23 protein-coding genes are annotated in these 25,305 nt (G+C 64.6%); 13 read left to right on the top strand and 10 right to left on the bottom strand.

Going from position 1 to position 25,305, the window contains the following annotated elements; genetic code table 11:
- Window positions 1–423: 423 nt before the first annotated feature.
- A complete protein-coding gene (locus EOD43_RS00005; RefSeq protein ID WP_127744541.1) occupies window positions 424–855 on the bottom strand; it encodes a CBS domain-containing protein in 432 nt (143 codons plus the stop codon).
- An 85-nt stretch (window positions 856–940) separates the two neighbouring features.
- Here EOD43_RS00005 and EOD43_RS00010 point away from each other — a divergent pair, with 85 nt between their 5' ends.
- Window positions 941–1,279, top strand: coding sequence for a hypothetical protein (locus tag EOD43_RS00010; protein WP_127739897.1), 339 nt, complete (start codon window positions 941–943; stop codon window positions 1,277–1,279).
- A 48-nt stretch (window positions 1,280–1,327) separates the two neighbouring features.
- Here EOD43_RS00010 and EOD43_RS00015 read toward each other — a convergent pair whose 3' ends face one another.
- The 5 genes from EOD43_RS00015 to hisS form a co-directional block, all read right to left on the bottom strand.
- On the bottom strand, window positions 1,328–2,074 hold the full coding sequence (locus EOD43_RS00015; RefSeq protein WP_127744542.1) for a DUF4167 domain-containing protein: 747 nt from the start codon (window positions 2,072–2,074) through the stop codon (window positions 1,328–1,330).
- A 296-nt stretch (window positions 2,075–2,370) separates the two neighbouring features.
- Complete coding sequence (prmC, locus tag EOD43_RS00020; protein ID WP_240653208.1) at window positions 2,371–3,189, bottom strand: peptide chain release factor N(5)-glutamine methyltransferase; 819 nt, start codon at window positions 3,187–3,189, stop codon at window positions 2,371–2,373.
- Between the two features lie 4 nt (window positions 3,190–3,193).
- Window positions 3,194–3,562: a hypothetical protein gene (locus EOD43_RS00025; RefSeq protein ID WP_240653020.1), complete on the bottom strand. Its 369-nt coding sequence runs from the start codon at window positions 3,560–3,562 to the stop codon at window positions 3,194–3,196.
- Between the two features lie 2 nt (window positions 3,563–3,564).
- Window positions 3,565–4,644: a peptide chain release factor 1 gene (gene prfA, locus EOD43_RS00030; RefSeq protein WP_127739901.1), complete on the bottom strand. Its 1,080-nt coding sequence runs from the start codon at window positions 4,642–4,644 to the stop codon at window positions 3,565–3,567.
- Window positions 4,644–5,888 carry a histidine--tRNA ligase gene (gene hisS / locus EOD43_RS00035; RefSeq protein WP_127739903.1) on the bottom strand — a complete coding sequence of 415 codons (1,245 nt, stop codon included), beginning with the start codon at window positions 5,886–5,888 and terminating at the stop codon, window positions 4,644–4,646. Before hisS ends, prfA begins: the two co-directional genes overlap by 1 nt.
- Window positions 5,889–6,021: 133 nt before the next feature.
- Here hisS and ppa point away from each other — a divergent pair, with 133 nt between their 5' ends.
- The gene (gene ppa, locus EOD43_RS00040) at window positions 6,022–6,561 is read left to right on the top strand and encodes an inorganic diphosphatase (RefSeq protein ID WP_127739905.1); all 540 of its coding nucleotides are present in this window, start codon (window positions 6,022–6,024) and stop codon (window positions 6,559–6,561) included.
- Window positions 6,562–6,721: 160 nt separating this feature from the next.
- Here ppa and EOD43_RS00050 read toward each other — a convergent pair whose 3' ends face one another.
- Window positions 6,722–7,063 (bottom strand): TfoX/Sxy family protein, encoded by a 342-nt coding sequence (locus tag EOD43_RS00050; protein WP_127739907.1) that lies wholly within the window; start codon window positions 7,061–7,063, stop codon window positions 6,722–6,724.
- A gap of 194 nt (window positions 7,064–7,257) precedes the next feature.
- Here EOD43_RS00050 and EOD43_RS00055 point away from each other — a divergent pair, with 194 nt between their 5' ends.
- The gene (locus EOD43_RS00055; protein WP_240653021.1) at window positions 7,258–7,935 is read left to right on the top strand and encodes a DUF1345 domain-containing protein; all 678 of its coding nucleotides are present in this window, start codon (window positions 7,258–7,260) and stop codon (window positions 7,933–7,935) included.
- A 37-nt stretch (window positions 7,936–7,972) separates the two neighbouring features.
- Complete coding sequence (locus tag EOD43_RS00060; RefSeq protein ID WP_127739911.1) at window positions 7,973–8,851, top strand: alpha/beta fold hydrolase; 879 nt, start codon at window positions 7,973–7,975, stop codon at window positions 8,849–8,851.
- Between the two features lie 36 nt (window positions 8,852–8,887).
- Here EOD43_RS00060 and EOD43_RS00065 read toward each other — a convergent pair whose 3' ends face one another.
- From EOD43_RS00065 to EOD43_RS00075, 3 genes are read right to left on the bottom strand one after another with little or no spacing between them, the layout of a single operon-like run.
- Complete coding sequence (locus EOD43_RS00065; protein ID WP_127739913.1) at window positions 8,888–10,696, bottom strand: acyl-CoA dehydrogenase C-terminal domain-containing protein; 1,809 nt, start codon at window positions 10,694–10,696, stop codon at window positions 8,888–8,890.
- 47 nt (window positions 10,697–10,743) lie between these two features.
- Window positions 10,744–13,053 (bottom strand): 3-hydroxyacyl-CoA dehydrogenase/enoyl-CoA hydratase family protein, encoded by a 2,310-nt coding sequence (locus EOD43_RS00070; protein ID WP_127739915.1) that lies wholly within the window; start codon window positions 13,051–13,053, stop codon window positions 10,744–10,746.
- Between the two features lie 2 nt (window positions 13,054–13,055).
- Window positions 13,056–14,192, bottom strand: coding sequence for a thiolase family protein (locus EOD43_RS00075; RefSeq protein WP_127739917.1), 1,137 nt, complete (start codon window positions 14,190–14,192; stop codon window positions 13,056–13,058).
- Between the two features lie 161 nt (window positions 14,193–14,353).
- Between EOD43_RS00075 and EOD43_RS00080 the strand changes: the two genes are divergently transcribed.
- The 9 genes from EOD43_RS00080 (at window position 14,354) to EOD43_RS00120 (ending at window position 25,154) form a co-directional block, all read left to right on the top strand.
- Window positions 14,354–14,758 carry a DUF2147 domain-containing protein gene (locus EOD43_RS00080; RefSeq protein ID WP_127739919.1) on the top strand — a complete coding sequence of 135 codons (405 nt, stop codon included), beginning with the start codon at window positions 14,354–14,356 and terminating at the stop codon, window positions 14,756–14,758.
- 42 nt (window positions 14,759–14,800) lie between these two features.
- Window positions 14,801–16,111 carry an OmpP1/FadL family transporter gene (locus EOD43_RS00085; protein ID WP_127739921.1) on the top strand — a complete coding sequence of 437 codons (1,311 nt, stop codon included), beginning with the start codon at window positions 14,801–14,803 and terminating at the stop codon, window positions 16,109–16,111.
- Window positions 16,112–16,132: 21 nt separating this feature from the next.
- Complete coding sequence (locus EOD43_RS00090) at window positions 16,133–17,848, top strand: long-chain-fatty-acid--CoA ligase (protein ID WP_127739923.1); 1,716 nt, start codon at window positions 16,133–16,135, stop codon at window positions 17,846–17,848.
- Between the two features lie 58 nt (window positions 17,849–17,906).
- Window positions 17,907–18,305, top strand: a complete 399-nt coding sequence (locus EOD43_RS00095; protein WP_127739925.1) for a MerR family transcriptional regulator — start codon at window positions 17,907–17,909, stop codon at window positions 18,303–18,305.
- A gap of 439 nt (window positions 18,306–18,744) precedes the next feature.
- Entirely contained in the window at window positions 18,745–21,435 is a 2,691-nt protein-coding gene (locus tag EOD43_RS00100; RefSeq protein ID WP_127739927.1) for a TonB-dependent receptor plug domain-containing protein, read from the top strand.
- Between the two features lie 105 nt (window positions 21,436–21,540).
- The gene (locus EOD43_RS00105) at window positions 21,541–23,145 is read left to right on the top strand and encodes a flavin monoamine oxidase family protein (protein WP_127739929.1); all 1,605 of its coding nucleotides are present in this window, start codon (window positions 21,541–21,543) and stop codon (window positions 23,143–23,145) included.
- Between the two features lie 5 nt (window positions 23,146–23,150).
- Complete coding sequence (locus EOD43_RS00110) at window positions 23,151–23,576, top strand: c-type cytochrome (protein WP_127739931.1); 426 nt, start codon at window positions 23,151–23,153, stop codon at window positions 23,574–23,576.
- Window positions 23,577–23,602: 26 nt separating this feature from the next.
- On the top strand, window positions 23,603–24,103 hold the full coding sequence (locus EOD43_RS00115) for a RidA family protein (RefSeq protein ID WP_127739933.1): 501 nt from the start codon (window positions 23,603–23,605) through the stop codon (window positions 24,101–24,103).
- 301 nt (window positions 24,104–24,404) lie between these two features.
- Window positions 24,405–25,154, top strand: coding sequence for an SDR family NAD(P)-dependent oxidoreductase (locus EOD43_RS00120; RefSeq protein ID WP_127739935.1), 750 nt, complete (start codon window positions 24,405–24,407; stop codon window positions 25,152–25,154).
- Window positions 25,155–25,305: the final 151 nt, after the last annotated feature.

Raw genomic sequence — 25,305 nt, forward strand, 5'->3', positions numbered from 1 at the left:
TGTGTAAGCAGGACAATATGGAACGGCATTAAGTTTACCGACTAACCGTGGCCTCAACGCCCACAGCAGCCGGCCAACCGCCGTCCACACGTCCCTTCATCAATCCAACAATGTCAAAGAACCGAAAACCTCTCCGTCCCCGTAAGCTAGGCTTCTGGGGTGATCGAGTTAACGATCTGGAAAGTCGGTAGAAACTCGGTCGAAACCGCGTCGCCGCCGTCGGTGGAGTGGCTTCTATGAGCGACCTCCCCCCCGGTCAACAACAAAATTACACGACTGTTTCAAAAGCTCAGGAAGCCCCGTTTCACCGGGGTTCGCGCGATATCGCCTTCCGCCAGTTGCGAATGAATCGCGCCGAATCGAGCCACTTACGGCCCGAATCGACGAGAATCACACCGACTCAGCCCCTAACCCGACATCGAATCACGCCGTCTGGATGTAATCGCGCATCGCCGCGGCCTCGGCCTCGATCGCTTCGATCCGCGCCTTCACGAGATCGCCGATCGAAACGAAGCCGATCACCACGCCATCGTCGACCACCGGCAGATGCCGGATGCGCCGCCGCGTCATCATCGCCAGTGCATCGAACGGGGTCATGTCGCTGCCCACGGTGATAACCGACGTGGTCATCGCATGGCGCACCGGCTGATCGAGGAAGGCGGGTCCATCGCGCCTGAGGCCGTAGATCATGTCGCGTTCGGACATGATGCCGACCAGATTGTCCCCATCCATCACAGGCACCGCGCCGATCCTCTTGTCCGCGAGGAGCGCGAGCACATCTTTGACAGCCATGTCGGGTGCCACCGTGACGACGTGATCGTCGCTGCGGGTGCGGAGTATTGCCGCAATCGTCATTTCGGCCTCCTTCTCCAGGCGCCGCGCTTTCATGACGGCGCTTCGGGAATTGATGGTCTCATGTTCGCAAGGCAAAGAAAAGCCCATGAGTCGTCGTCCCAACCCACAGCCGCCACGCCTGTCCGATCCGCAGACCGCTTCGGCGGCCTGGGCGCGTTATCGCTGGATCATGCGCTGGGTGTTGGCGGCGGCGGTCGCCGCGGTCGGCGCGACGATCCTCTATCTGCGCGCGGACGGATCGCCGCTGAGCTGGGCGACCCTGATCGCGGTGATCGCGGGGGTCGGCCTGTCGGTGCTGCTGGCGGGGGCGCTGATGGGGCTGCTCTTCATGAGCGCCGGATCGGGGCACGATGCCGACGTCGCGGCGTTCCGCCCGGAGGACAAAAGCGGCGACTGGCTCGATCGACGCGACCCGGACAAATGAAAAGGGCGGCCCAAGCGGACCGCCCTTTCCTGTTCAGCTGAGAACGACTCAGGCGTCCGCAGGAGCGGAGTCGCCACGGGCGCGGCGCGTACGGCGGCGGGGGCGGTCTTCGCCATCGCCATCGGACGCATCGTTGGCCGGTTCGGCGGCCGGAGCCGGCGAGAAAGCCGGGGGAAGCCGATCCATCTCGATCCGCTCGCCACCATCCTGCGCGACGGCCTCCGCCCGTGGACGACGACCGCGACGCGGACGCGGCGCTTCTTCCTCATCACCACCTTCGGAAGCGGCGGGAGCGCTCGCTTCGACCGAACGATCGTCACGACGATCCTGGCGATCCTGGCGATCTTCACGCGGCTGCCAACGCTGCTGGCGGCGGGGCGCTTCGTCGTCCGAGCGATCCTGCTGCGCGCGATTGCCGTCGGCGGCCTCGGCCGCTTCCTGACCGCGATCGCCCTCGTCGGCATAATCCTCGTCGAAACTGTCGGCGCCCTGGCTGGCGAAGTCGTCGCGGCGCTGGCGCTGCTGCGGCTGCTGATCCTCGAAGCGCGAACGGCTTTCGGCCAGGACACGGAAATAGTGATCCGCAAACTGCAGATAATATTCGGTGTTGACGCGATCGCCCTGCATCTGTGCGTCGCGCGCCAGCGTCTTGTATTTCTCGAGAAGCTGGGCGGCATTGCCGCGCGCGCGGTTATCGATGCGGTTGCCACCGCCATTGCCGCCGCCGTTGGGGCGAGGCGCACCCGCGCCACCGCCACGGCCGCGCCGGCGGCCGTTCTGCCGATTATTCATCAACGTAACGATGTCCTCGTACTGGTGGTTTCGGTTCACCACTCCCAATTTCCGGGACCGTCCCGGATACGTCATCGGGGCTGCACGCCCCGAAACCCAATCACGTTGCACGCCGCCAACAGGCGGCCCGCAAAGGGCGCCCGCGCCGCCATGATCAAGGGGCCTGCGACGGACGCCCCTTGGCTTAAAGCTCGGCTGCTGCGAGTCGGATGCCTGCCCCATGCATCCGATATCAATGCCTCTTATGTAAGGGGCCGCCCGTCATTTTCCAAGTGCATTTGTAGGGGCCTGTGCGACTTTCATCGCGTCAGGACGATACAGCGATCGCGCCCGCCCAGATCCTGCCGCACCGTTCCGGCCAGCCCTTCGTCCGCAAAAAGCGCCAGAACGGCCGCCGCCTGATCGGCGCCGATCTCGATCGCCGCCATCCCGCCGGGCGCGATCAGGCGCGGCAACATCGGCGCAAGCCGGCGATAATCGTCGAGCCCGTCCGGCCCCGCATAGAGCGCCGAGGCCGGCTCGTGATCGGCGACTTCGCGCGCCAGCGTGGCGATGCTTTCGACATAAGGCGGATTGCACAGGACAAGATCGAACATCCGATCGACGCCCTCCGCCCAGTCGCCGATGCGGATCTCGACCCGATCGGCGAGATCGAGCCGATCGGCATTGTCCTGCGCGATCGCGACCGCACCCGGCGAAGCATCGATCCCCAGCCCGCGCGCCATCGGCCATTCGCTCAGCGCCGCAAGCAACAGCGCGCCCGATCCCACACCGAGATCGAGGATGTCGCCCGGCGCGCCTTCGCCGAAATGGTCGATCGCCGCCTCGATCAAAGTCTCGCTATCCGGGCGCGGGATGAGGACGCCGGGCGCGACCGCCAGATCGATCGTCCAGAAGGCGCGATGGCCTATTATATAGGCGATCGGTTCGTGCCCCAGCCGGCGGGCGAGCAGCGCATCGAATCCGGCGGGCGCAGGCGCATCCATATGACCGAGCAGCATCGCCTCCCGCGACAGGCCCAGCGCGTGCGCCATCAGCAGTTCGGCGTCGAGCCGGGGCGTCGGCCCGATCGCCTCGATCGCGCGCGTCGCTTCGTTCAGTGCCTGGCGAACCGTCATCATCTCACTTGCCATATTGTTCGCGCGCCGCCTTCCAGTCGCGCGACTGGCAGCCGGTCGATCCGCCGGGGCCGATCGGACTGCACGATCGCGTGCCGCCGGCGCCAACATCGAGCATCCGATGCCGCTCGCGCGAGACGCTGTCGACCGGGCCGGCCGGATCGAAGCCGTCCTGCTTGATCGGCAGGCGATAGCGCAGAGCCACCCGCTCCTTCGTTCGCGCGCAGACGACGATGCCCGCGCCGCTCTGATCCTTCGGGCAGGGCCTCAATTCCTTGTCGATCGCGCGGCCAAGGTCGGTGCCTTTCGGTGCGATGCTCTGCGAAACGGCCGGGGCGGCGATGGCGATCAGCAGGAGCGCCGCCGCCCGCATCCTCATCCGTCGAGCTGCGCAAGCCGCGCGGCTTCGTCCTCGGCAATCAACGCGCCGATCAATTCGTCCAGACCCGGTCCCTCCAGGATTTCGGCGAGCCTGTGCAGGGTCAGGTTGATGCGGTGATCGGTCACGCGCCCCTGCGGGAAATTATAGGTGCGGATGCGTTCGGATCGATCGCCCGAACCGACCATCGCCTTGCGATCGCCCGCCCGCTCGTTCGCCAGCCGCTCGCGCTCGGCCTCGTACAGGCGGGCGCGCAGCACCTTCATCGCCTTTTCTTTATTCTTGTGCTGCGACTTTTCGTCCTGCTGGATCACGACGGTGCCGGTGGGCAGGTGGGTGATGCGCACGGCGCTATCGGTGGTGTTGACCGACTGGCCGCCCGGCCCCGACGACCGATAGACGTCGATCCGCAGGTCCTTGTCCTCGATCCGGACGTCGACCTCTTCGGCCTCAGGCAGCACCGCGACAGTCGCCGCCGACGTGTGGATACGCCCGCCGCTTTCGGTGACGGGCACGCGCTGGACCCGGTGGACCCCGCTTTCGAACTTGAAGCGCGCGAACACGCCGCTGCCGGTGACCGAGGCGACGACTTCCTTGAAGCCGCCCAGTTCGGCGGCGCTGGCCGACATCAGTTCGACGCGCCAGCCGCGACTGTCGGCATAACGCTGATACATGCGGAACAGATCGCCAGCGAACAGGGCGGCCTCGTCCCCGCCGGTGCCCGCGCGGATTTCGAGGATCGCCGAACGCGCATCGGCCGCGTCGCGCGGGAGCAGCGAGAGCGCGAGCTTGCGCTCCGCCTCGGCCAACGTTGTCTTGAGTTCGGCCTGCTCCTCGACCGCCATCGACTTCAACTCGGTGTCGGCCTCGGCGGCGATCATCTCGTCAAGCGAAACGATCTCGGCGCGCAGCCGCCGCACCTCGCCCGCCGCTTCGGCGACCGGCTCGATCTCGGCATAGTCCTTGGACAGCTGGACGAACTGCTCCCCCGCCAGATCGCCCCGCGCCATCGCCGCCTGCAATTCGTCCCGCCGCGCCTCGATCTGCGCGATGCGTTGGGAAGTGATGGAGGTCATCAGGCCGCCAGCGCCCCTTCGAGGATCGCCTTCACCTTCAGATGTTGATCCGACAGAGACGCCGATCGGATATTAAAGGCGGGCTGACCGTCGTTCGAGTTCACGGTCACGAGCACCTGCGCCAGAACTTTGGTCGCTTTATCATACCTCTTACGCGGAGACCCGGTCGCAATCATCTCCGCTGAGACGTCTGCACGTCTGAGACGATTCAGTCCGCTGATCGCTGCCTCAAGAACGCTATCATCCTCGACCGCCATTATTACGCCGAGAACCGCCGACTCCGGCTTCTCAATCAACATAGCCAGCCGCTCGATCCCCGCCGCCCAGCCGACCGCCGGCGTGTGCGCGCCACCCAGCGTTTCGATCAGGCCGTCATAGCGGCCGCCGCCCAGCACGGTGCCCTGCGCGCCCAGCCGATCGGTGACGAATTCGAAGGCGGTGTGGCGATAATAATCGAGGCCGCGCACCAGCCGCGCGTTGCGCTGATAGGCGACGCCCGCCGCCTCCAGCCCCTTGGTCACCGCTTCGAAGAAGGCGCCCGCCTCCGCCGACATATGCGCGTCGATTTCGGGCGCGGCATCGGCGATCGGGCGGTCGCGCGAATCCTTCGAATCGAGGATGCGCAGCGGGTTCTTGATCAGACGGTCCTGGCTTTCTTCGGACAAATCGCCGCGATGCGCTTCGAAATGCGCGATCAGCCCCTGGCGCCACGCCTCGCGGGTCGCGCTGTCGCCCAGCGTGTTGAGCTGGAGCGTGACGCCGTCGTCGACCTTCAATTCCTTGAGCAGCTGATCGGCGAAGCACAGCAACTCCACGTCCGCCGCAGGCTCGCCCGCGCCGATGATTTCGGCATCGAGCTGGTGGAACTGGCGGAAGCGGCCCTTTTGCGGACGTTCGTAGCGGAACAGCGGCCCGTGGGTCGCGACCTTCAGCGGCGCATATTGCTGCCATCCCTCGGTCAGGTAGGCGCGCGAGATGCCGGCGGTGAATTCGGGGCGCAGCGTCAACGAATCGCCACCGCGATCCTCGAACGAATACATCTCCTTCGACACCACGTCGGTCGTCTCGCCGAGCGATCGGGAGAAGACCGCGGTCGATTCGAACACCGGCACTTCGACCCGCCCGAAACCGTACAGCTTGCGCACGCGATTGAAGGTGTCGACGACATGGTCGAACCGTTCGACCTCTTCCTTCAACATGCTTTGCGTGCCGCGAATGGGCTTGGGCGTTTCGATCCTGCTCATGCGCGCCCGTTTAGAGTCTTGGTGGCCATGAGGAAAGCGCATCGTGACGCCCAAGAAAAAGCGCCGATCGGTGCCGAAAAGACTTCAGTTGATGCTTGGCAACTGGTGCGGTGCAGCATAATAGGCTGCGCTCATGAACATCGACCTCATCCCCGTCGGCGACGATCCGCCCAACAGCCTCAACGTCATCATCGAGGTGCCCGTCGGCGGCGAGCCGGTGAAGTACGAGTTCGACAAGAAGTCGGGCGCGCTCTTCGTCGATCGCATCCTGCACACCCCGATGCGCTATCCGGCGAATTACGGTTTCGTGCCGCACACGCTGTCGCCCGATGGCGATCCGCTCGATGCTCTCGTCATCGCGCGCTCGCCCTTCGTGCCGGGCTGCGTCGTCCGCGCCCGCCCGATCGCGGTGCTGAACCTTGAGGATGAGGCCGGCGGCGACGAAAAGCTCGTCTGCGTGCCGATCGACAGCACCTTCCCTTATTATTCGAATGTCGGCGAAAAGGGCGATCTGCCCGAGATCGTGCTCCAGCAGATCGAGCACTTCTTCACCCACTACAAGGATCTCGAAGCCAAGAAGTGGGTGCGCATCGGCACCTGGGGCGGCGCCGACGAAGCGCGCCGCGTGACGCTCGAGGCGATCGAAGCGGCGAAGAAGGCCAAGGCGGCCTGATCCTTCCGCGAGGTTGAATGGACAAGGGCTGGGCCGCAAGGTTCCGGCCCTTTTCTTAATGTCCGTCATCCCGGCGGAGGCCGGGATCTCAGGAGGCTCCTGCGACCAGCGTGCGCCTAGATACTCGCCGAGATCCCGGCCTCCGCCGGGATGACGGGTTTCAGCGTTTCCGCTTCTTCTTCGCCGGAGCCCGACGGCTCGCCTCCAGCGCCACCCCGGCCCAGTGGCGCATCGCATCTTCATCGTCGTGCACGTCCGAAGGCGCGCGGCGATAGTTCATCGTCCGGGTCTCGCCCTTCGCATCATAGGTGAAAGGATCGCAGCCCTCGGCATCCCACACCGGATTGCTGATCGCATCGGACTTGAACCAGAGATCGTCGAGCGCCGCGATCGCGAAGACGTGGCCGTCGAGATAGAGCGTATGCCCGCCCATCATCCGCCGCGACGTCACCTCCCCCATCGGCGCCAGCGCCTCGGCCACCCAGTCGACCAGCGGATCCATCAGTGCGCACCCCGCATCCAAGCCCTGAGGTGATGTAACCACCCTCCCTCACCCCGTCATGCTGAACTTGTTTCAGCATCCACCGGGAGGCCGGAGCAAGACCGGCGGCTCCTGCTCCGGCGCTGCATCTACCAACTAAAGCCTGCCCAAGAGAGGGAGTGGATGCTGAAACAAGTTCAGCATGACGATCGCGCATGGAGCGTCCTACACTCCCCGCCATGACCGCACCCCGCCTTGGCCTTGGCAACCGCATCGCGCCGCCGCGTTTCCTGGCCTTCATCGCGATCAGCGTGGTGGCGTTCGTGATCGCGATCCGGACCGCGGGCTGGCCGCGCGCGGCGCTGATCGGGTTCGATGTCGGGGCGGTGGCCTTCCTGCTCTCGGTCATCCCTTTGCTCGATCGGCCGGCGGACCGGATGCGCGAATCGGCGGTACGCAACGACGCCAATCGCGCCGTCCTGCTCGGCATTACCGGGATCGTCTGTTCGGTGATCCTGGTCGCGATCGCGGTGGAACTGTCGCAGAGGCGGGCGCTCGACACGATCAGCATCGCTCTGGTGATCGCGACCCTACTGATCGCCTGGCTGTTCAGCAACATGGTCTATGCGCTGCATTATGCCCATCTGTTCTACACCGAGGCGGAAGGGGGCAAGGGCGACAGCGGCGGGATCGATTTTCCCGGTGACGATGATGAACCCGGCTATTGGGACTTCATCTATTTCGCCTTCACCTTGGGCATGACGTTCCAGACATCCGATGTGGAGATCGCCAGCGCGCGGGTCCGCCGGATCGTGACCTTCCACTGCTTCGCCGCCTTCGTCTTCAACATCGGCGTGCTGGCCTTCACGATCAACGTTCTCGGCGGCTCCTGACGTTGATGTTCCGGACATAAAGGGGCAAGGTCGCCGCATGGCACAGACAGACGATCTCGGCCCGGTTTCGCGCAGTTTCATCTCGCAGCGTTTGCGGCTCAACTATGTCGACTGGGGCAATGCATCGGCCCCGACCCTGGTTCTCGTTCACGGCGGGCGCGATCATGCGCGCAGCTGGGACTGGGTGGCGCGCGAGCTGCGGCACGACTGGCACGTCATCGCCCCCGATCTGCGCGGGCATGGCGACAGCAGCTGGTCGCCCGACGGCGCCTATCAGATGGGCTATTATACCTATGATCTGGCGCAACTGATCCACCAGCAGGGCGATGCCAGCGTCACCATCGTCGGCCATTCGCTGGGCGGGGCGATCTCGCTGCGTTATGCCGGCCTCTATCCCGATACGGTGCGCAAGATCGTCGCGATCGAGGGGCTGGGCCTCTCCCCCGAATCGCGTGCGAAGTTCGATGCGCGGTCTCCGGTCGATCGCTGGGTCGACTGGATCGAGGAACGCCGCGGCCTCGCGATGCGCGACGCCCGCCGCTACCCCACGGTCGATGCCGCACTCCAGCGGATGAAGGCCGAAAACGCCTATCTGACCGACGAACAGGCGCGCCACCTGACGATGCACGGCGTCAGCCGGAACGAGGACGGCACCTATAGCTGGAAGTTCGACAATTATGTCCGCTCGCACGCGCCGACCGATCTGACGCGCGACGAGCAGAAGGCTTTGTGGGCGAATATCAGCTGCCCGACTTTGCTCGCCTACGGGCGCAACAGCTGGGCCTCGAACCCGGCCGAGGATGGCCGCGCCGCGCATTTCAAGGATGCGCGCGTCAAGCTGTTCGACGATGCCGGCCACTGGCTCCACCACGACCAGTTCGATGCGTTCATGGCGGAGCTGAAAGGCTTCCTCTGATCCCTCCCCCGATCGCTCGGGAGAGGGATCGCGAGATCAGAACGCGTCTTCGGCCATGTCCATCATCGAGGCCTTGCCGGCCTTGATCGCCATCAGCAGCCCCGCCGCCTGCGACAGGATGCGTTCGTAGAAGAAGCGCACGGTCGTGAGCTTGTTCTTGTAGAAGCCGTCGGCATCCTCGCCCGCCATCAGCTTGGCCATCGCGATCTCGGCCGAACGCGCGAACATATAGGCCATCGCGACGAGGCCGAGCAGGCGCAGATAATCGGTGCCGGCAGCGGCAGCCTCCTCCGGATCGGCCATGCCCTTTTGCGCGATCGTCGCGGTCGACAGCTGGAGCGCGCCGAACGCCTGTTCGAGCCCGGCGACCAGCTTGCCCCACGGATTGGCCTTGTCTTCCTTCGCTTCCTTGTTCGCTTCGATGAAGTCGGACACGGGGTGGAAGAAGCTCTTGAGGTAGCGGCCGGCATGCGCGCCGAGCTTGCGCCCGACCAGGTCGAGGCCCTGAATGCCGTTGGTGCCTTCGTAGATCATCGCGATCCGGGCATCGCGGGCATATTGCTCCATGCCATGTTCGCGGATGTAGCCGTGGCCGCCATAGGTCTGGACGCCCAGATGCGCGGTATCGTGGCCCAGATCGGTGAACAGCGCCTTGACGACCGGAGTCATCAGCTGGACGAAATCGTCCGCGCGCTGCTTCTCCGCCGCGTCTTCCGAATGGCGCACGATATCGAGCGCGCGCGACACCCACTGGCCGACCGCGCGGCACCCTTCCATATAAGCGCGCTGCGTCATCAGCATGCGGCGCACGTCGGGGTGGACGATGATCGGATCGGCGGCGAGATCGGGGCGCTTCACCCCGGTCAGCGACCGGCCCTGGATACGATCCTTCGCATAAGCGACCGCGCCCTGATAGGCGGCCTCGCCGATGCCGAGACCCTGGATGCCCACCGAAACGCGCTCGGTGTTCATCATCACGAACATCGCGGCCAGGCCCTTGTTCGGTTCGCCGACCAGCCAGCCGATCGAATCCTCGAAGCTCATCTGGCAGGTCGCCGACGCCTTGAGGCCCATCTTATGCTCGATGCCGGTGCACAGAACGCCGTTCGACGGGCCGACCGAGCCGTCTTCCTTCGGCAGATACTTCGGCACGATGAACAGGCTGATGCCCTTCACCCCCTCGGGCGCGCCCTGGATGCGGGCGAGGACGAGGTGGATGATGTTGCCGGCCAGATCATGCTCGCCGGCGGAAATGAAGATCTTGTTGCCGGTGATCTTGTAGCTGCCATCATCCTGCGGCACCGCCTTGGTGCGCAGCATGCCCAGATCGGTGCCGCAATGCGATTCCGTCAGGCACATCGTGCCGGACCATTCGCCCGACGTCATCTTCGGCAGGAAACGCTGCTTCAGCTCGTCCGACGCATGGCTTTCGATCGCGGTGGTCGCGCCGTGGGTCAGGCCCGGATAGAGGCTGAACGAGACGTTCGCGCCGCAGATCATTTCCTCGACCAGCTTGTTCACCGTCTCGGGCAGGCCCTGCCCACCCCATTCGGGATCGTTGGCAAGCGCGGCCCAGCCGGCATCGCAAAACTGCTTGTACGCATCCTTGAAGCCGGCCGGCGTGCGGACGACGCCATTTTCGTGGTGGCAGCCTTCCTCGTCGCCCGGCGCGTTGAGGGGCAGCAGCACCTCATGCGCCATCTTGGCGGCTTCCTCGAGCACCGCATCGAGCAGGTCGGGCGTGAATTCCTCATGCGCGGCGATCGTGCCAAAGCCGTCATGCTGCGCAAAAAGCTCGTGCAGCACGAAACGCATATCGCGCAGCGGCGCCTGATAGACCTGCATCTTACTCTCCGTTCGAACCTCCCCCACCGGGGGAGGGTTTTACACCATCAATTCCTGAGCGGCTTGCCGGTTTCCAGCATCGTCTCCACCCGCGCCTGCGTCCGCGGATCGCGAACGCGGGCAAGGAAAGCCTTCCGCTCCAGCTCCAGCAATTGCTGCTCGCTCACCACGTCGACCAGATCGGCGTCGCCGCCGGTCAGCACTTCGGCCAGCGCATCCGAGACGACCAGATCATAATCGGTCGCCAGCCCCTGCTTGTGGAAGCCGTGGGCCGCAAGGCTCAGCGCGGTGCGGCCGCCGACGCCCGGCAGCTTGAACTCGGGCGGCGTGGGTGCAGCATAGCCATCGACCAGCGACAGCGCCTTGGCCTTCGCATCGGCGAGCAGGCGATCGCGATTCATCGTGATCCCGTCGCCCTTGCGCAGGAACATCAGTTCCTTGGCTTCGGCTGCCGACTTGCTGACCGTCGCGGTCGATACGGTTTCGAACACCTTCGCCACCGCCGGCATCGGCCCCTTGGGGAGCACGCCCGCCTTGGTCCAGCGATCGATCATCTCGCCGCACCCGCCCCAGCCGGGGACGAGGCCGACGCCGCATTCGACGAGGCCGATATAGCTTTCGGCATGCGCCTGGATCGCGTCCGAATGGAGCAGGATTTCGCAGCCGCCACCGAGCGCCAGGCCCGCCGGGGCCGACACCACCGGAAAGGGCGCATATTTCAGCGCCTTGTAGGCGAACTGCCCGCCCGCAACGAGCTTTTCGATCTCGCCCCAAGCCGCGATGTTCACCGCGAAGATGGCGAGGCCGAGATTCGCGCCGGCCGAGAAATTGCCGCCCTCGTTGTACACGACGAGCGCCTTCATCTTGGTCGACACCAGCTCGACCGCCTTGCCGATCAGCTTCAACGTCTCGCCGTCGAGCGCGTTCATCTTCGACGTGAATTCGAAGCAGGCTACGCCGTCGCCGATATCCCAGACCGCCGCCGAGCCATTCTTGAGCAGCGGCTTCGACGTGCGCTTGATATCCTCGAGCAGCAGCACACCTTCGGGACGGACGACGTCGTGATAGTCGCCGTCGCTCCCAAGGAACTGACGCTTGCCGCCTTCGATGCGGTAGAAGCTGCGCTCGCCCGCGGTCGTCAGGATCGCCGGAACCGGCTTGCCTTCGTCGGCCAGCCGCTTGGCAAGGTTCGCCGCGCCGATCTGGTCGATCAGCTCGAACGGGCCGAACTTCCAGTTATAGCCGAGCTTCATCGCCTCATCGATCGCGACGATATCGTCCGCCGCTTCGCCGACCAGGTTCGCCGCATAAGGCAGCACCGCGCCCAACAGACCCCAGGCGAACTCGCCCGTCTTGTCCTTGCGCGCAATGAGCGCGGGCAGCTTGTCGCGCGGCGGCTGCGCCGACACCGAGGGACGATAGTCGCCGGTCGCGAGGTCGATCGCTTCCTTGCGCTTACCCGCCTCGCGATTGATGCGGTAGAAACCGCCCTTGCCCTTTCGGCCGGTAAAGCCGTCGGCGATCATCTTGTCGACCAAAGGTATCGGCCGCACGGTCGCGTGGAAAGGATCGTCGGGCTTGAGGGTCGCGCCCAGCGACTTCTGCAGCAGCGGCATCAGATCGATGCCGACCAGATCGATCAGCCCGAACACACCCGTCTTCGGCACGCCCATCGGCTTGCCGCCGATCGCGTCGGCCTGCTCCACCGTCAGCCCCAGATCCATCGCGGCATTGACCGCAACCTGCAGCCAGTAGGTGCCGATGCGGTTGGCGATGAAGCCCGGCGAATCCTTCGCGCGGACCACCGACTTGCCCAGCGACCGATCGATGAAGTCGGCGACCTTGCCGGCCACCGCCGCATCGGTCTTCGGCCCCGTCACCAGTTCGAGCAGCCGCATATAGCGCGGCGGATTGAAGAAGTGGGTGATCAGGAAATCCTGGGCGAACGCATCGCTGCGCCCCTCGACCAGCTTTTCGAGCGGGATGGTCGACGTGTTCGACGACACCGCCGCACCCGGCTTCTTGAGCGTCTCCAGCTTCGCATAGAGCGCCTGCTTGATGTCGAGCCGTTCGATCACCGCCTCGACGATCCAGTCGCATTCGGCGACCTTGGCGAGATCGTCGTCGATATTGCCGGTCTCGACCAGCTTCGCCGCGCCCTTCGACATGAAGGGGGCGGGATCGGTCTTGAGCATCTTCGCGACCGCGCCTTCGGCGATCGCGTTGCGGTTGCTGCCTTCCTTCGGAACGATATCGAGCAGCAGCACCGGCACGCCGGCATTGGCGACCTGCGCGGCGATCCCCGCGCCCATCGTGCCCGCGCCGATGACGCAGACTTTGCTGATAGGACCGGCCATGATCAGATCGCCTCGAGCACGGTGGCGATGCCCTGCCCGCCGCCGATGCACTGGGTGGCGAGCGCATATTTGCCGCCCTCACGCTTCAGCAGCGCCGCCGCCTTGCCGACGATGCGCGCGCCGGTGGCGCCCAGCGGGTGGCCGATCGAGATGCCGCCGCCGTCGAGGTTGACCGTCTCGGCCTTCAGGCCCAACTCATTGCCGCACGCGATCGCCTGCGACGCGAAGGCTTCGTTGATCTCGACCACGTCGAGGTCCGACACCGACAGGCCGGCACGCGCCAGCGCCTTGCGGGTCGAGGAGACCGGACCCATGCCCATGATCGTCGGCTCGCAACCTGCGACCGCGACCGACTTGATCCGCGCGAGGATTTCGAGGCCGTTCGCCTTGGCATAGTCTTCGCTCGTCACCAGCACCGCAGCCGCACCATCGGTGAGCGGGGAGGAGGTACCGGCGGTGACGGTGCCGTTCGCGCTGAACGCGGGCTTCAGGCCGGCCAGCGCCTCGGCGGTCGTGCCGGGGCGGATCGTGCCGTCGGTGTCGACGACGCCCGCCTTGGTCTGGATCGGGACGATCTCGTCCTTCAGCTTGCCGGCTTCCTGCGCCGCGGCGGCCTTGCGCTGGCTCTCGACCGCAAAGGCTTCCTGCGCCTGGCGGCTCACCTGAAACTGTTCGGCGACATTCTCCGCCGTCTCACCCATGCCCATATAGGCGCCAGGCGATTTCTTCGCGAGTTCGGGGTTGGGCAGCGGGTTGAAGCCCATCATCGGCACGCGGCTCATGCTCTCCACGCCCGCGCAGATGAACACATCGCCCGCGCCGATCGCGATCTGGCCGGCGGCGATCTGAATCGAGCTCATCGACGAACCGCAGAAACGGTTCACCGTCATGCCCGCCACGCCGATCGGCAAATCGGCAAGCAACCCAATCAGCCTTGCGACGTTGAAGCCCTGTTCGGCCTCGGGAAAGGCACAGCCCACGATGATGTCCTCGATATCCTCGGGCTTCACCTTGGTCCGATCGATCAAGCCGCGAATCACCTGTGCGGCAAGGTCGTCGGGTCGAACACGGGCAAGCGCGCCCTTGTTCGCCAGGTGGAAGGGCGAGCGGGCATAGCCCGCAATGACGGCGTTCTGCATCGAATCGGCTCTCCATGCCGGTGGCCCACAGGACACACCAAAAAGATTTTCCGTTAAGGTATGAAGATTGCCCTATACGTCAACCTTTTTTTGTGCAATCTAACATGCAGCAAACGACCGACCCGATCGCAGCATCGGGCGGAACGCTGGAGACGGAAACGATGTCTATCACCCTGATGGCCCTTGCCGCCGCGGCGGGCCTTACCCCTGATACCGCGGTCGGCCGCTGGAAGACCGAAACCCGCAACGGCATTGTCGAAATCGCGCGCTGCGGGCAGTCGCTGTGCGGCAAGCTCGTCGGATCGGACGGGATCACCGCCAATCCCGCGCTCAAGGACAGCAACAACAAGGACGTCGCCCAGCGCGGCCGCACCCTGAAGGGCATCCAGATGCTCAGCGGCTTCAAATGGGAAAGCGACGCCTGGACCGGCGGCACGATCTACAACGCCGAAGACGGCAAGACTTATGACGCGAAGATCACGATGGTCGACGCGAACACGCTGAAGCTTCGCGGCTGCATCTTCGTGCCGCTCTGCAAGAACCAGACCTGGCACCGGGTCCGCTGACGCGCGGGCCGATAGGTTCGGGAAATTAGAAGAGGGAAGACTATGAAGACGATCACCTTCCGTCGCGCGGCGCTGCTGACCGCGACCGCATCCGCCACGTTGCTGGGTGCAGCATCGGCGAACGCCGCCGGCTTCTACCTGCAGGAACAGTCGACCAAGGCGGTCGGCCGCGCCTTCTCCGGCGAAGCCGCCGATCAGGGCGCCGAATCGCTGTGGTGGAACCCCGCCGCCATCGCCGGCAACGCGACGAGCAGCGCCTATGTCAGCGCCGCCGCGATCCTGCCGAGCAGCAAGGTGCGCAACGTCAACACGCTGATCCGCCGCCCGACCAACGCCACCCCGGTGCCGATCACCGGCAATCAGGTGTCGGAAGATCCGATCAAGAAGGGCGTGCTGCCGTCGGGCGGCGTCGCCTATAAGCTCAACGATCAGTGGGCCGTCGGCCTCGCGATCACGTCGCCGTTCAGCTTCGCGACCAATTATGAAGCGAACAGCTGGGCGCGCTACACCGCCGACAAGACCAAGCTGACCACGATCGATATCCAGCCGACGATCGCCTTCGCGCCGTCGCCGATGATCGGCCTTGGCTTCGGCATCAACATCGAACATAGCGATGCGACGCTCAGCAACGCCCTGCCCAACGTTTCAGCCACGCTGCCCGATGGGCAGCAGACGCTGAAGGGCAAGGGTTGGGACTTCGGCTGGTCGGCCGGCGTTCAGCTGCACCCGACCGACACGATCGATCTGGGCCTGAGCTACAAGTCGTCGATCAAGCACAAGCTGAAGGGTTCGGTGGTCATCACCGGCCTCGTCGCGCCGATCCCCACCGCCAACAACATCAACGTGAACGCCGTCGCCCGCTTCCGCACCCCGTGGCAGCTGACCGGTGCTGCGCGCGTCAAGGTGATGGACGCGCTGACGCTCAACGGCTCGGTCTCGCGCGTCGGCTGGAAGAAGTTCGACGCGATCCGCCTGGGCGCGCCGCTCAACACCGCGATCCCCGAAAACTACCGCAACACCTGGAGCGTCGCGGGCGGCTGGGACTATGACGTCTCGCCGCAGCTGGCGCTGCGCGGCGGTATCCAGTGGGATCAGACCCCGACGCAGGACGGCAATCGCGACGCACGCGTGCCCGATGGCAATCGCTGGAACTTCGCGCTCGGCACCTCGTACAAGGTCTCGGACGCGTTCACCCTCGATGGCGGCGCGATGTACACCCGCTTCGCCAAGGAAAGCATCGACCGCGTGACGGCCGCTTATGCCGGCACCCCGCTGCAGACCCCGATCCTGACCAATGGCCGCGTCACCGGCCATGCGCTGATCTTCTCGCTCGGCGCGCGGGCAGCCTTCTAAAGAAACGGAGAGACTGGGAACATGGACGACGTCGTGGCCGGAACCGAACAGTCAGGTCGCGGCGTCGACCGCCCGGAATCCCGCACCGAAGGGCCGGGGTTGGATCAGATCCGCCCCCGCCTGCTCACCGAACTGATCGATCGCGCGGTCGCCAATCATGGCGATCGGACCGCGATCGACTTTCTCGGCCGGCATTGGACCTATGCCCAGATCGGCAACATGGTCGATCGCGCGGCCAAGGGGCTGCAGGCCGCCGGTGTCGGGCCGGACACACGCTTCGGCCTGTGCCTGCCCAACACCCCCTATTTCGTGATCCTCTATTTCGCCGCGCTGAAATGCGGCGCGACGATCGTCAACTTCAACCCGCTCTATGTCGAACATGAGCTGCGGCATCAGATCCGCGATTCGGGCACGACCTTCATGGCGGTGCCCGATCTGAAGATGATCGAGGACAAGGTTCGCGCCGTCGCCGCCGAATCGGGGCTCAAGACGATCATCGTCTGCCCGATGGCGGACATCCTGCCGCTCGCCCAGTCGATCGGTTTCCGCCTGTTCAAGCGATCCGAGACCGCGCATTGGGAGCAGGGCGACGGGCTGCACGTCAGCTTCCGCGCGCTGATCGACAATGACGGCGTCTTCACCCCCGCGACGCGATCGCCCGACGATGTCGCTGTGCTCCAATATACCGGCGGGACGACCGGCGTGCCCAAGGGCGCGATGCTGACCCACGCCAATCTGACCGCGAACAGCGCGCAGATGATCCTGCATGTCGGCGGCAAGCCGGGCGCGCAGGATCGGATCATGGGCGTGCTGCCGATGTTCCACGTCTTCGCGCTGACGACGGTGCTCAACTTCTCGATCGACACCGCGGCCGAGATGATCCTGCTGCCGCGTTTCGAGCTGAAGCAGTTCCTGAAGACCGCCAAGCGCACCAAGCCGACCAAGCTGCTCGCCGTGCCGACGATGCTGACCGCGATCAACAAGGCCGCGGCCGAACATCCGGTCCATTTCGACGGGCTGGAATTCACCGTGTCGGGCGGCGCGCCTTTGCCCTTCGACGTGCGCAACCAGTTCGAGGAACTGACCGGCTGCCGCGTGGTCGAAGGCTATGGCCTGTCCGAAGCATCCCCCATCATCACCTGCAACCCCTGCTATGGCGAAGCGCGCGACAACAGCGCCGGCCCCGCCTTCCCCGGCACCGTGATCGAGATCCGCGATCTGGAGGATCCGACCAAGATCGTCCCGCTGGGCGAACGCGGTGAGGTCTGCGCGCGTGGGCCGCAGGTTATGAAGGGCTATTGGAACCGACCGGAGGACACCGACAAGGTGATGATCGACGGCGCGCTGCGCACCGGCGACGTCGGCTATCTCGACGACGAGGGCTATCTGTTCCTGGTCGATCGCATCAAGGACGTGATCATCTGCGGCGGCTACAACGTCTATCCGCGCGTGATCGAGGAAGCGCTCTACGATCATCCGGCGGTGGCCGAAGCGGTCGTGATCGGCGTGCCCGACGAATATCGCGGCCAGGCGCCCAAGGCGTTCGTCACGATCCGCGCCGATCACAGCGCGACGATCGAGGAACTGGCCGAATATCTGAAGTCGCGCCTGTCGAAGATCGAGCTGCCGCGCGAGATCGAGATCCGCGACAGCCTGCCCAAGACCATGATCGGCAAGCTTTCGAAGAAGGAACTGGTCGAGGAAGAAGCCCGCAAATCCGCCCAGAAAAGCGCGTGAAGACGGCTTGCGAGCCATGAGCTTCCCGCGCAAATTGCCGCCCAGGGGGACGAGTGGCATGGCGCAAGACGATGATGACGGCACCGAGCTGAAGAATATTCAGCGCGTCGCGACCGAATTGGGCGTCACCAGCCGCACGATCCGCTTCTATGAGGATAAGGGTCTGATCGCGCCGCAGCGCGCGGGATCGATGCGCGTCTATACGCGGCGTGAGGTCGCGCGCCTCCAGCTGATCCTGCGCGGCAAGCGGCTGGGCTTCACGCTGCGCGACATCAAGGAGTTTCTCGATCTCTACGACGTCGATTCGCTCCACCTCGCCCAGATGCGCCGCCTGCGCGAGCGCGTGATCGAGCGAATCGAGGAGCTTGAGATGCAGCGCGAGGCGATCGAACAGACCGTCGCGGAGCTGATCGAGATCGAACGCCAAGCCTCCGATCGGCTTCAGCAGGCGCGCTGAACCTGCGCTGCGGCGCAAGATTGCCCCGAGCTACGCCTGCCTGCCGGGAAACATCCCGACACCTCCAGGAAAAATATTTTCAGGCCGAATGGCGGAAACACGCCGTTCGTCCGTCTATCCTTATTGAAAGCGTCGCGATGGTGCGTTGCAAACGCGCAACACCATTGCATCGTTTTCCGCGATGCTCGATTTCCTGACACGAATGATGATTGCTGATCAGGAAATTTTTAATAGTCTCCAACGCAATGACCGGGGGAGAATGATTCGAGCAAGCGGGCGGGTGAAATTGCAAGAGGCATGGCAGGTAAGGCGCCCCTAGTCGCTTTATCTGTTGGGGGAGCATTGCGACTTTTACCGAGCCACTTCCGAGCCATATCTTCCTGACAGAGTCACTGTTGGGATGGGGAACCTGAAAGAGATTCTCTTTTAGGGGGCTCGAATGAAAAGAATACATAGCGTTTCCCTCGCGACGGTCGCGATCGCCAGCCTGTGGGCCAGCGCCGCGATGGCGCAGTCGGCACCGGCCGAGGACGCGACGACGGCAAGCGACGGCGAAACCATCATCGTCACCGGCACGCGCACGACCGGCTTCAAGGCGTCGGACAGCCCCGCCCCGATCCAGGTGCTCGGTTCGGACTCGCTCAAGCGCGTCGGCCAGACCGACATGATCCAGACGCTCGCCCAGCAGCTGCCTTCGGTGCAGGCGCAGGCGTTCGGCAGCGACCAGGCGGCGTTCCACCCGTCGATCAAGCTGCGCGGTCTGAACCCCAACCACACCCTGATCCTGATCGACGGCAAGCGCCGCCACGGCACCTCGTCGGTCGTCGTCACCGGCGGCCCCTTCGGCGGTAACGCCGCGGCCGACATCAGCCTGATCCCGCAGGACGCGATCGAGCGCGTCGAAGTGCTGCAGGACGGCGCCGCCGCCCAATACGGCACCGATGCGATCGCGGGCGTCGTCAACTTCATCCTGAAGCATGCCGATCACGGCGGCAGCGTGAACGTGACCGGCGGCAAATATTTCGACCAGGGCGGCCAGCGCTGGGACGTGATGGGCAATGTCGGCTTCGCACCGTTCGAAGGCGCCTATGTCAACGTCACGGCCGAGCGCCAGTTCAAGAATTACAGCTTCCGTGGCGATCTGGATCCGCGCGTAGTCGATACCGGTCAGGCCGGTGCCGCCAACACCGGCGTCAATGGCGGTCGTTACAACATTGCCCGCTTCGGCAACGCGCTGACCGGCCAGGACAAATATCCCGAGGTCAACCAGATCGCAGGCGACGGCCGGCTCCAGCTGACCAACGTTTACGCCACCTATGGCTGGGAAATTTCCGACGATATCGAGCTTTACGGTTCGAGCAGCTATTCGAAGAAGATCGGCAAGACCTGGCAGAATTATCGCCTGCCGGTCGTCGTGTTCGGCAAGCAGCGCCTGCCCAACAACAACTTCGTCGTCGCGGGCACGAGCGCGGCCTGCCGCAACAATATGACGATCGCGCTGTGCCCGGAAACCTCGGCCGACATCCCTTATCCCGCCGGCTTCCGCCCGCAGGAAAAGACGGTCGAAACCGATTACTCGGTTCAGGTCGGCGCCAAGGGTGAAATCAGCGGCACCCGCTGGGACATCACCTCGACCTACGGCAACAACCTGAGCGAAATCTACGTCATCAATTCGGCCAACGCCGCGCTCTATTATGACTCGTCGAGCGCGACGTCGAAGGGCTTCTCGCCCACCAACACGCTCAACGGCGAGTTCATCGCGTCGCAGTGGACCAACACGCTCGATCTGAGCCGCGACTTCGACGTCGGCTTCGCCGAACCGATCACGGTTGCGGCCGGCCTCGAATATCGCCGCGACATGTTCCAGCTCAAGGCCGGTGACGAAGCGTCCTACTATACCGGCACCGGCGTGGCGCAGGGCGGCATTCAGTCCTTCTTCGGTTACTCGCCGGCCAATGCCAGCAGGAATACGCGCCGCAACTTCTCGCAATATATCGATATCGCGGCAAAGCCCCTCCCCGAGCTGACGCTCGACGGCGCGGTCCGCCACGAACATTATAGCGACTTCGGCGATACCACGATCTTCAAGGCGACCGGTCGTTACGACATCTCGCCCGCGATCGCGGTCCGCGGCACGGTTTCGACCGGCTTCCGCGCGCCGACGCTGGCTGAGGGCTTCTATTCGGGCATCAACGTGTCCGTGTCGTCGCTGTCGGGCATCTTCGCGCCCAACTCGCCCGGCGCCGCGGCGCTCGGCATTGCGGGCCTGAAGCCTGAAAAGTCGACCAACTTCTCGGGCGGCTGGGTGTTCAAGCCGATCGACAAGATGGTGATCACGATCGATGCCTATTCAATCAAGATCAAGGACCGCATCGTCCGTTCGAGCTCGTTCCTCGGTTACTCGAACAACTGCCGTTTCAACGTCAGCACCGTCTGCACCGCGATCGTTTCGCCTTCGGTCGTCACAGCGCTGCGCAACAACGGCGTTCCGGTCGACTCGGTCATCGCGGCCATCGACGGCGGCGCCAGCGGCACCGTGGGCGTCAACGCCTTCGTGAACGGCATCACCAGCCTGACGCGGGGCATCGACTTCCTGACGACCTACCAGACCGATCTCGACACTTACGGCAAGATCGACTGGTCGTTGGCGGCGAACTACAACGTCACCAAGGTCACGAAGATCAATCCGGCGCCGGCCAACATCAACCAGCGCCAGACGATCCTCGACGTTTACGCGTCGAACGATCTGACCAACACCACGCCGAAATTCCGTGCGACGGTGGGCGCCTACTGGTCGATCGGCGATTTCACGATGAACCTGCGTGAAAGCTATTATGGCAACAGCTACGCGATCATCTCGACGCCGACCAATGGTCTTGCGCAAGAAAAGCTGAGCGCAGGATCCGCATTCATCACCGATCTTGAACTCGGCTACCAGATCCTGGAGCCCATCAAGATCTCGATCGGCGCGAACAACCTGTTCAACAAGTATCCGAACAAGTATCCGCAGTTCATTCGTGACCAGCAATATGCCCAGAGCTCGACGGCGTACATCACCAAGTACCCGACCTTCTCGCCTTACGGCATCAACGGCGGCTATTATTACGGCCGCATCTCTTTCAAGTTCTGATCGCGTATGAAGGGCCGGGGGCGGTTCGCCGTCCCCGGCCTTTCCTTTTTAAAACGAAACGATACGATCCTCGGGACGGGTCGCTCCAAAAGCGAAGGATGTGGGATGAACGAGCTTGCGAAAGGGGTGGGCGCGGGCGCCTTCACCCGTCGGCATCTTCTGGAAAGGCTGGCCGCGATGGGCGGCTCGGCGATGCTGCTGGCGGGGATGGACGCGCTGGGCTTCGGCATCGGATCGGCGATGGCGGCTCCGCCCAAGCTCGAAGGCAAGCCAAAGAAGAACAAGGTGCTGGTGCTCGGCGCCGGCAATGCGGGCCTCGCGGCCGCGTATGAACTCACCCAGGCCGGCTATCAGGTGACGGTCGTGGAAGCGCGCAGCTTCGCGGGCGGCCGCGCCCAGACGGCGCGCAAGGGCTTCCGCCTGACCGAACTCGGCGGCACCGAACAGGTGTGCGACTATGATGAGGGGCTGTATCTGAACCACGGCCCGTGGCGCATCCCGTACCACCATCATTCGACGCTGCATTACACCAAGAAGTTCGGCGTGCCGCTGGAGCTGTTCAACAACGATAACGACGCCAGCTTCATCTATTTCGAAAAGGGCAAGGGGCCGCTGGCCGGCAAGCCGATCCGCAAGCGCGAGATCGTCGCCGACACGCTCGGCTACTCGTCCGAAATCCTCGCCAAGCTGTCGCAGCAGAAGGCGCTCAACACCGAATTGAGCGACGCCGATCGTGAACAGCTGATCGAATTCCTCGTCCACTTCGGCGCGCTCGACAAGAAGGATCTGAGCTACAAGGGCGTTCCGGGCCGCGGCTTCGTGGTCGATCCGGGCGCGGGCACCAATCCGGGGCCGGGCACGCCGACGACGCCCTACAAATTCGCCGACGTCCTCAATTCGGGCCTGTGGCACATGGTGCAGGGCATTTCCGAATGGGATCAGCAGCGCACGATGTTCCAGCCGTTCAACGGCATGGAGCAGATCCCCAAGGCGATCGCGAAGAACCTGCCCGACGGCATGATCAAGTTTTCGACCGAGGTGCAGCAGATCCGCCAGACGCCCAAAGGCGTGACCGCGATGGTCAATGGCCCCGCGGGCGCCGAGACCCTGACCGCCGACTGGATGATCTGCACGATCCCGCTGTCGGTGCTCAAGGCGATCGACAATGGCCTGTCGCAGCCGTTCAAGGACGCGATGGCCAAGTGCGCCTATGCGCCCGTCGGCAAGATCGGCCTGCAGATGAAGCGCCGCTTCTGGGAAGAGGATCACTCGATCTACGGCGGCCACGTCTTCTGCGACAACCCGGACATCAACAATATCGCGCTGCCCTCGACCGGGTGGCAGAGCCAGAAGGGCGTGCTGCTCGGCTATTATAATTTCGGCCCGAACGCCGCGAAGGTCTCCGCAAAGTCGCCCGCCGATCGCGCGACGATGGCGGTCGATTACGGGCAGAAAGTCTTCCCCGCCTATAAGGACAGCTACGAGACCAGCTTCTCGGTCGCGTGGCACCGGGTGAAGTACAACCTTGGCGGCTGGGGCATGTGGAGCGACGAGGCGCGCAAGAGCGCCTATCCGGTGCTGTGCGAACCCGATGGCCGCATCTACCTGGCCGGCGAACATATGAGCTATATCGGCGGCTGGCAGGCGGGCGCGTTCGAAAGCGCGTGGCAGCAGGTCGAACGGCTCCATGCGCGGGCGATGAAGGGCTGACGATCATGCGCAAGTTGATCCTCACCGCCGCGATGACGCTGGCCGGAGTCGCGGCGGTGGCGCAAACAACCCACGCCCCGACCGTCGCGGCGGAGCCCGATCCCAACCTCGCCCCGGCCAAGGTGTTCAGCGACAATTGCGCCGCCTGCCACCAGGAAGACGGCAAGGGCATCGAGGGCGCCTTCCCCGCGCTCGCCGGCGACGCCTTCGTGCTGGGCGATCCCAAACAGGCGATCCACGTCGTTCTCGAAGGCCGCGCCGGCATGCCGACCTTCAAGGCCGACCTGACCGACGCGCAGATCGCCGCCGCGCTCACCCATGTCCGCACCGCCTGGGGCAATGCCGCCGGCGCGGTGACGCCCGCGATGGTCAAGGCGCAGCGCGATGGCGAAGCGCCCGTCGACACCCAGAAACCGATTTCGGCCCACTAATCCCCTTCCAACAGGAGACTGCCCCGATGAAAGCTATCCTCGCTGCCGCTGCCGGCGCCCTTCTCGCCACCGCCGCGCAGGCTGCCCCCGCCCCGATCGAGCGGATCAACCCGCCCGGCCCCGACGGCAAGCCGGCGCTGATCCTGAAGGGTGTGATCGTGCCCGCGGGTTACGAGACCTTCTACCTGTCGGGCCAGCTCGCCGATCCGATCGACCCGGCCAAGCGCACCACGGTCGAGGATTTCGGCGACACCAAGACCCAGACGCTGAGCGTGCTTAAGAAGATCAAGGCGCTGCTGGCCGAGAAGGGCTATGCGATGTCCGACGTCGTCAAGATGCAGGCCTTCCTCGCCGCCGACCCCAAGACCGGCAAGATCGACTTCATGGGCTTCAACGACGCGTTCAAGTCGGAGTTCGGTTCGGCCACCCAGCCGAACACCGTCGCGCGCTCGACCTTCCAGGTCGCGAACCTCGTCCAGCCGATGTTCCTCGTCGAACTCGAAGTGACGGCGGTCAAAGCCAAGTAATCTCGTTTCGGGAAGGACGGGGCGTCGCCGGGCAACCGGCGGCGCCCTTTTCTTTTCTTGGAGAGATCCTCCCCCGGAGGGGGAGGTGGCAGACCGCAGGTCTGACGGAGGGGTATTGGCCGGCAGCGGATCGCCCAGCCTCAAATACCCCTCCACCGCTTCGCGGTCCCCCTCCCCCTCCGGGGGAGGACTTTGGAGCGCAACTCTCGATTCTCGCCGAGCGGTTCTGCGCACATGCCGATTGGCGCGCCGCCCCGCCGATGGGACAGCGTCCGTCGACAAGACGGACGGGAGAGCGGCAATGACGATGGGTTTCGGCCTTGAGGGGCGGATCGCGCTGATCACGGGGGCGGGCAGCGGGATCGGCTATACGCTGGCGCATGGCCTGGCGCGGGCGGGCTGCGTCGTCGCGCTGACCGACATGGACGGCGATCTGGCCGCCAAGGCCGCCGAGACGATCGCGGGTGAGACGGGCGGGAAGATGATCGGCCTTGCCCTCGACGTGTCCGACGATGAGGCGATCGAACGGGTCGTGCCCGAGGTCGCAGACCGGCTGGGCGGGATCGGCATCCTCGTCAACAATGCGGGGTTGGCGCGCGGGCGCTGGCAGCATCTGTCGGACCTGACGAGCGACGAATGGCGCCGCATCCTGCACGTCAATGTCGGCTCGCTCGCGCGGATGGCGCATGTCTGCCGCTCCTATCTGAAGGCGAGCGGGCACGGCGTGATCATCAACCAGTCGTCCAATTCGGCCTATTTCAAGCTCGACAGCAGCTATGCGGTCTCGAAGCTGGCGGTCGCGGGGCTGACGATCGGGCTGGCCGAGGAGTTCGTGGGCGACAATATCCGCGTCAACGGCATCGCGCCGGGGATGATGACCGGCCGCGTGCCGCAGCCGATCATCGACATGGTGCTGAGCAAGCAGGTTCTCCAGCGACGCGGCCAGCCCGAGGATCTGGTGGGCGCGTTGCTCTATCTGTGTTCGGACGTGTCGTCCTTCATGCTGGGGCAGACCCTGCTGGTGGATGGCGGCGCGGCGCTCAGGATCTAACGCCCACACCGTCACCCCGGGCTTGACCCGGGGTCAAGCTGCCTTTGGCTACGTTGAAGTGGAAGAAAAGAAGCGGGACCCCGGGTCAGGCCCGGGGTGACGAAGGTATATAGACGGAGTCCGACTCCGAAATCAGGACAGGAACCGGTCG

The organism is Sphingomonas crocodyli (assembly GCF_004005865.1).
Lineage (GTDB): Bacteria > Pseudomonadota > Alphaproteobacteria > Sphingomonadales > Sphingomonadaceae > Rhizorhabdus > Rhizorhabdus crocodyli.

Excerpts from the sequence above, each read along its gene's own strand:
- EOD43_RS00005 (WP_127744541.1), bottom strand. The coding sequence starts at position 855 with ATGACGATTGCGGCAATACTCCGCACCCGCAGCGACGATCACGTCGTC.
- EOD43_RS00010 (WP_127739897.1), top strand. The coding sequence starts at position 941 with ATGAGTCGTCGTCCCAACCCACAGCCGCCACGCCTGTCCGATCCGCAG.
- prmC (WP_240653208.1), bottom strand. The coding sequence starts at position 3,189 with ATGACGGTTCGCCAGGCACTGAACGAAGCGACGCGCGCGATCGAGGCG.
- EOD43_RS00025 (WP_240653020.1), bottom strand. The coding sequence starts at position 3,562 with ATGCGGGCGGCGGCGCTCCTGCTGATCGCCATCGCCGCCCCGGCCGTT.
- prfA (WP_127739901.1), bottom strand. The coding sequence starts at position 4,644 with ATGACCTCCATCACTTCCCAACGCATCGCGCAGATCGAGGCGCGGCGG.
- hisS (WP_127739903.1), bottom strand. The coding sequence starts at position 5,888 with ATGAGCAGGATCGAAACGCCCAAGCCCATTCGCGGCACGCAAAGCATG.
- ppa (WP_127739905.1), top strand. The coding sequence starts at position 6,022 with ATGAACATCGACCTCATCCCCGTCGGCGACGATCCGCCCAACAGCCTC.
- EOD43_RS00050 (WP_127739907.1), bottom strand. The coding sequence starts at position 7,063 with ATGGATCCGCTGGTCGACTGGGTGGCCGAGGCGCTGGCGCCGATGGGG.
- EOD43_RS00055 (WP_240653021.1), top strand. The coding sequence starts at position 7,258 with ATGGAGCGTCCTACACTCCCCGCCATGACCGCACCCCGCCTTGGCCTT.
- EOD43_RS00060 (WP_127739911.1), top strand. The coding sequence starts at position 7,973 with ATGGCACAGACAGACGATCTCGGCCCGGTTTCGCGCAGTTTCATCTCG.
- EOD43_RS00065 (WP_127739913.1), bottom strand. The coding sequence starts at position 10,696 with ATGCAGGTCTATCAGGCGCCGCTGCGCGATATGCGTTTCGTGCTGCAC.
- EOD43_RS00070 (WP_127739915.1), bottom strand. The coding sequence starts at position 13,053 with ATGGCCGGTCCTATCAGCAAAGTCTGCGTCATCGGCGCGGGCACGATG.
- EOD43_RS00075 (WP_127739917.1), bottom strand. The coding sequence starts at position 14,192 with ATGCAGAACGCCGTCATTGCGGGCTATGCCCGCTCGCCCTTCCACCTG.
- EOD43_RS00080 (WP_127739919.1), top strand. The coding sequence starts at position 14,354 with ATGTCTATCACCCTGATGGCCCTTGCCGCCGCGGCGGGCCTTACCCCT.
- EOD43_RS00085 (WP_127739921.1), top strand. The coding sequence starts at position 14,801 with ATGAAGACGATCACCTTCCGTCGCGCGGCGCTGCTGACCGCGACCGCA.
- EOD43_RS00090 (WP_127739923.1), top strand. The coding sequence starts at position 16,133 with ATGGACGACGTCGTGGCCGGAACCGAACAGTCAGGTCGCGGCGTCGAC.
- EOD43_RS00095 (WP_127739925.1), top strand. The coding sequence starts at position 17,907 with ATGGCGCAAGACGATGATGACGGCACCGAGCTGAAGAATATTCAGCGC.
- EOD43_RS00100 (WP_127739927.1), top strand. The coding sequence starts at position 18,745 with ATGAAAAGAATACATAGCGTTTCCCTCGCGACGGTCGCGATCGCCAGC.
- EOD43_RS00105 (WP_127739929.1), top strand. The coding sequence starts at position 21,541 with ATGAACGAGCTTGCGAAAGGGGTGGGCGCGGGCGCCTTCACCCGTCGG.
- EOD43_RS00110 (WP_127739931.1), top strand. The coding sequence starts at position 23,151 with ATGCGCAAGTTGATCCTCACCGCCGCGATGACGCTGGCCGGAGTCGCG.
- EOD43_RS00115 (WP_127739933.1), top strand. The coding sequence starts at position 23,603 with ATGAAAGCTATCCTCGCTGCCGCTGCCGGCGCCCTTCTCGCCACCGCC.
- EOD43_RS00120 (WP_127739935.1), top strand. The coding sequence starts at position 24,405 with ATGACGATGGGTTTCGGCCTTGAGGGGCGGATCGCGCTGATCACGGGG.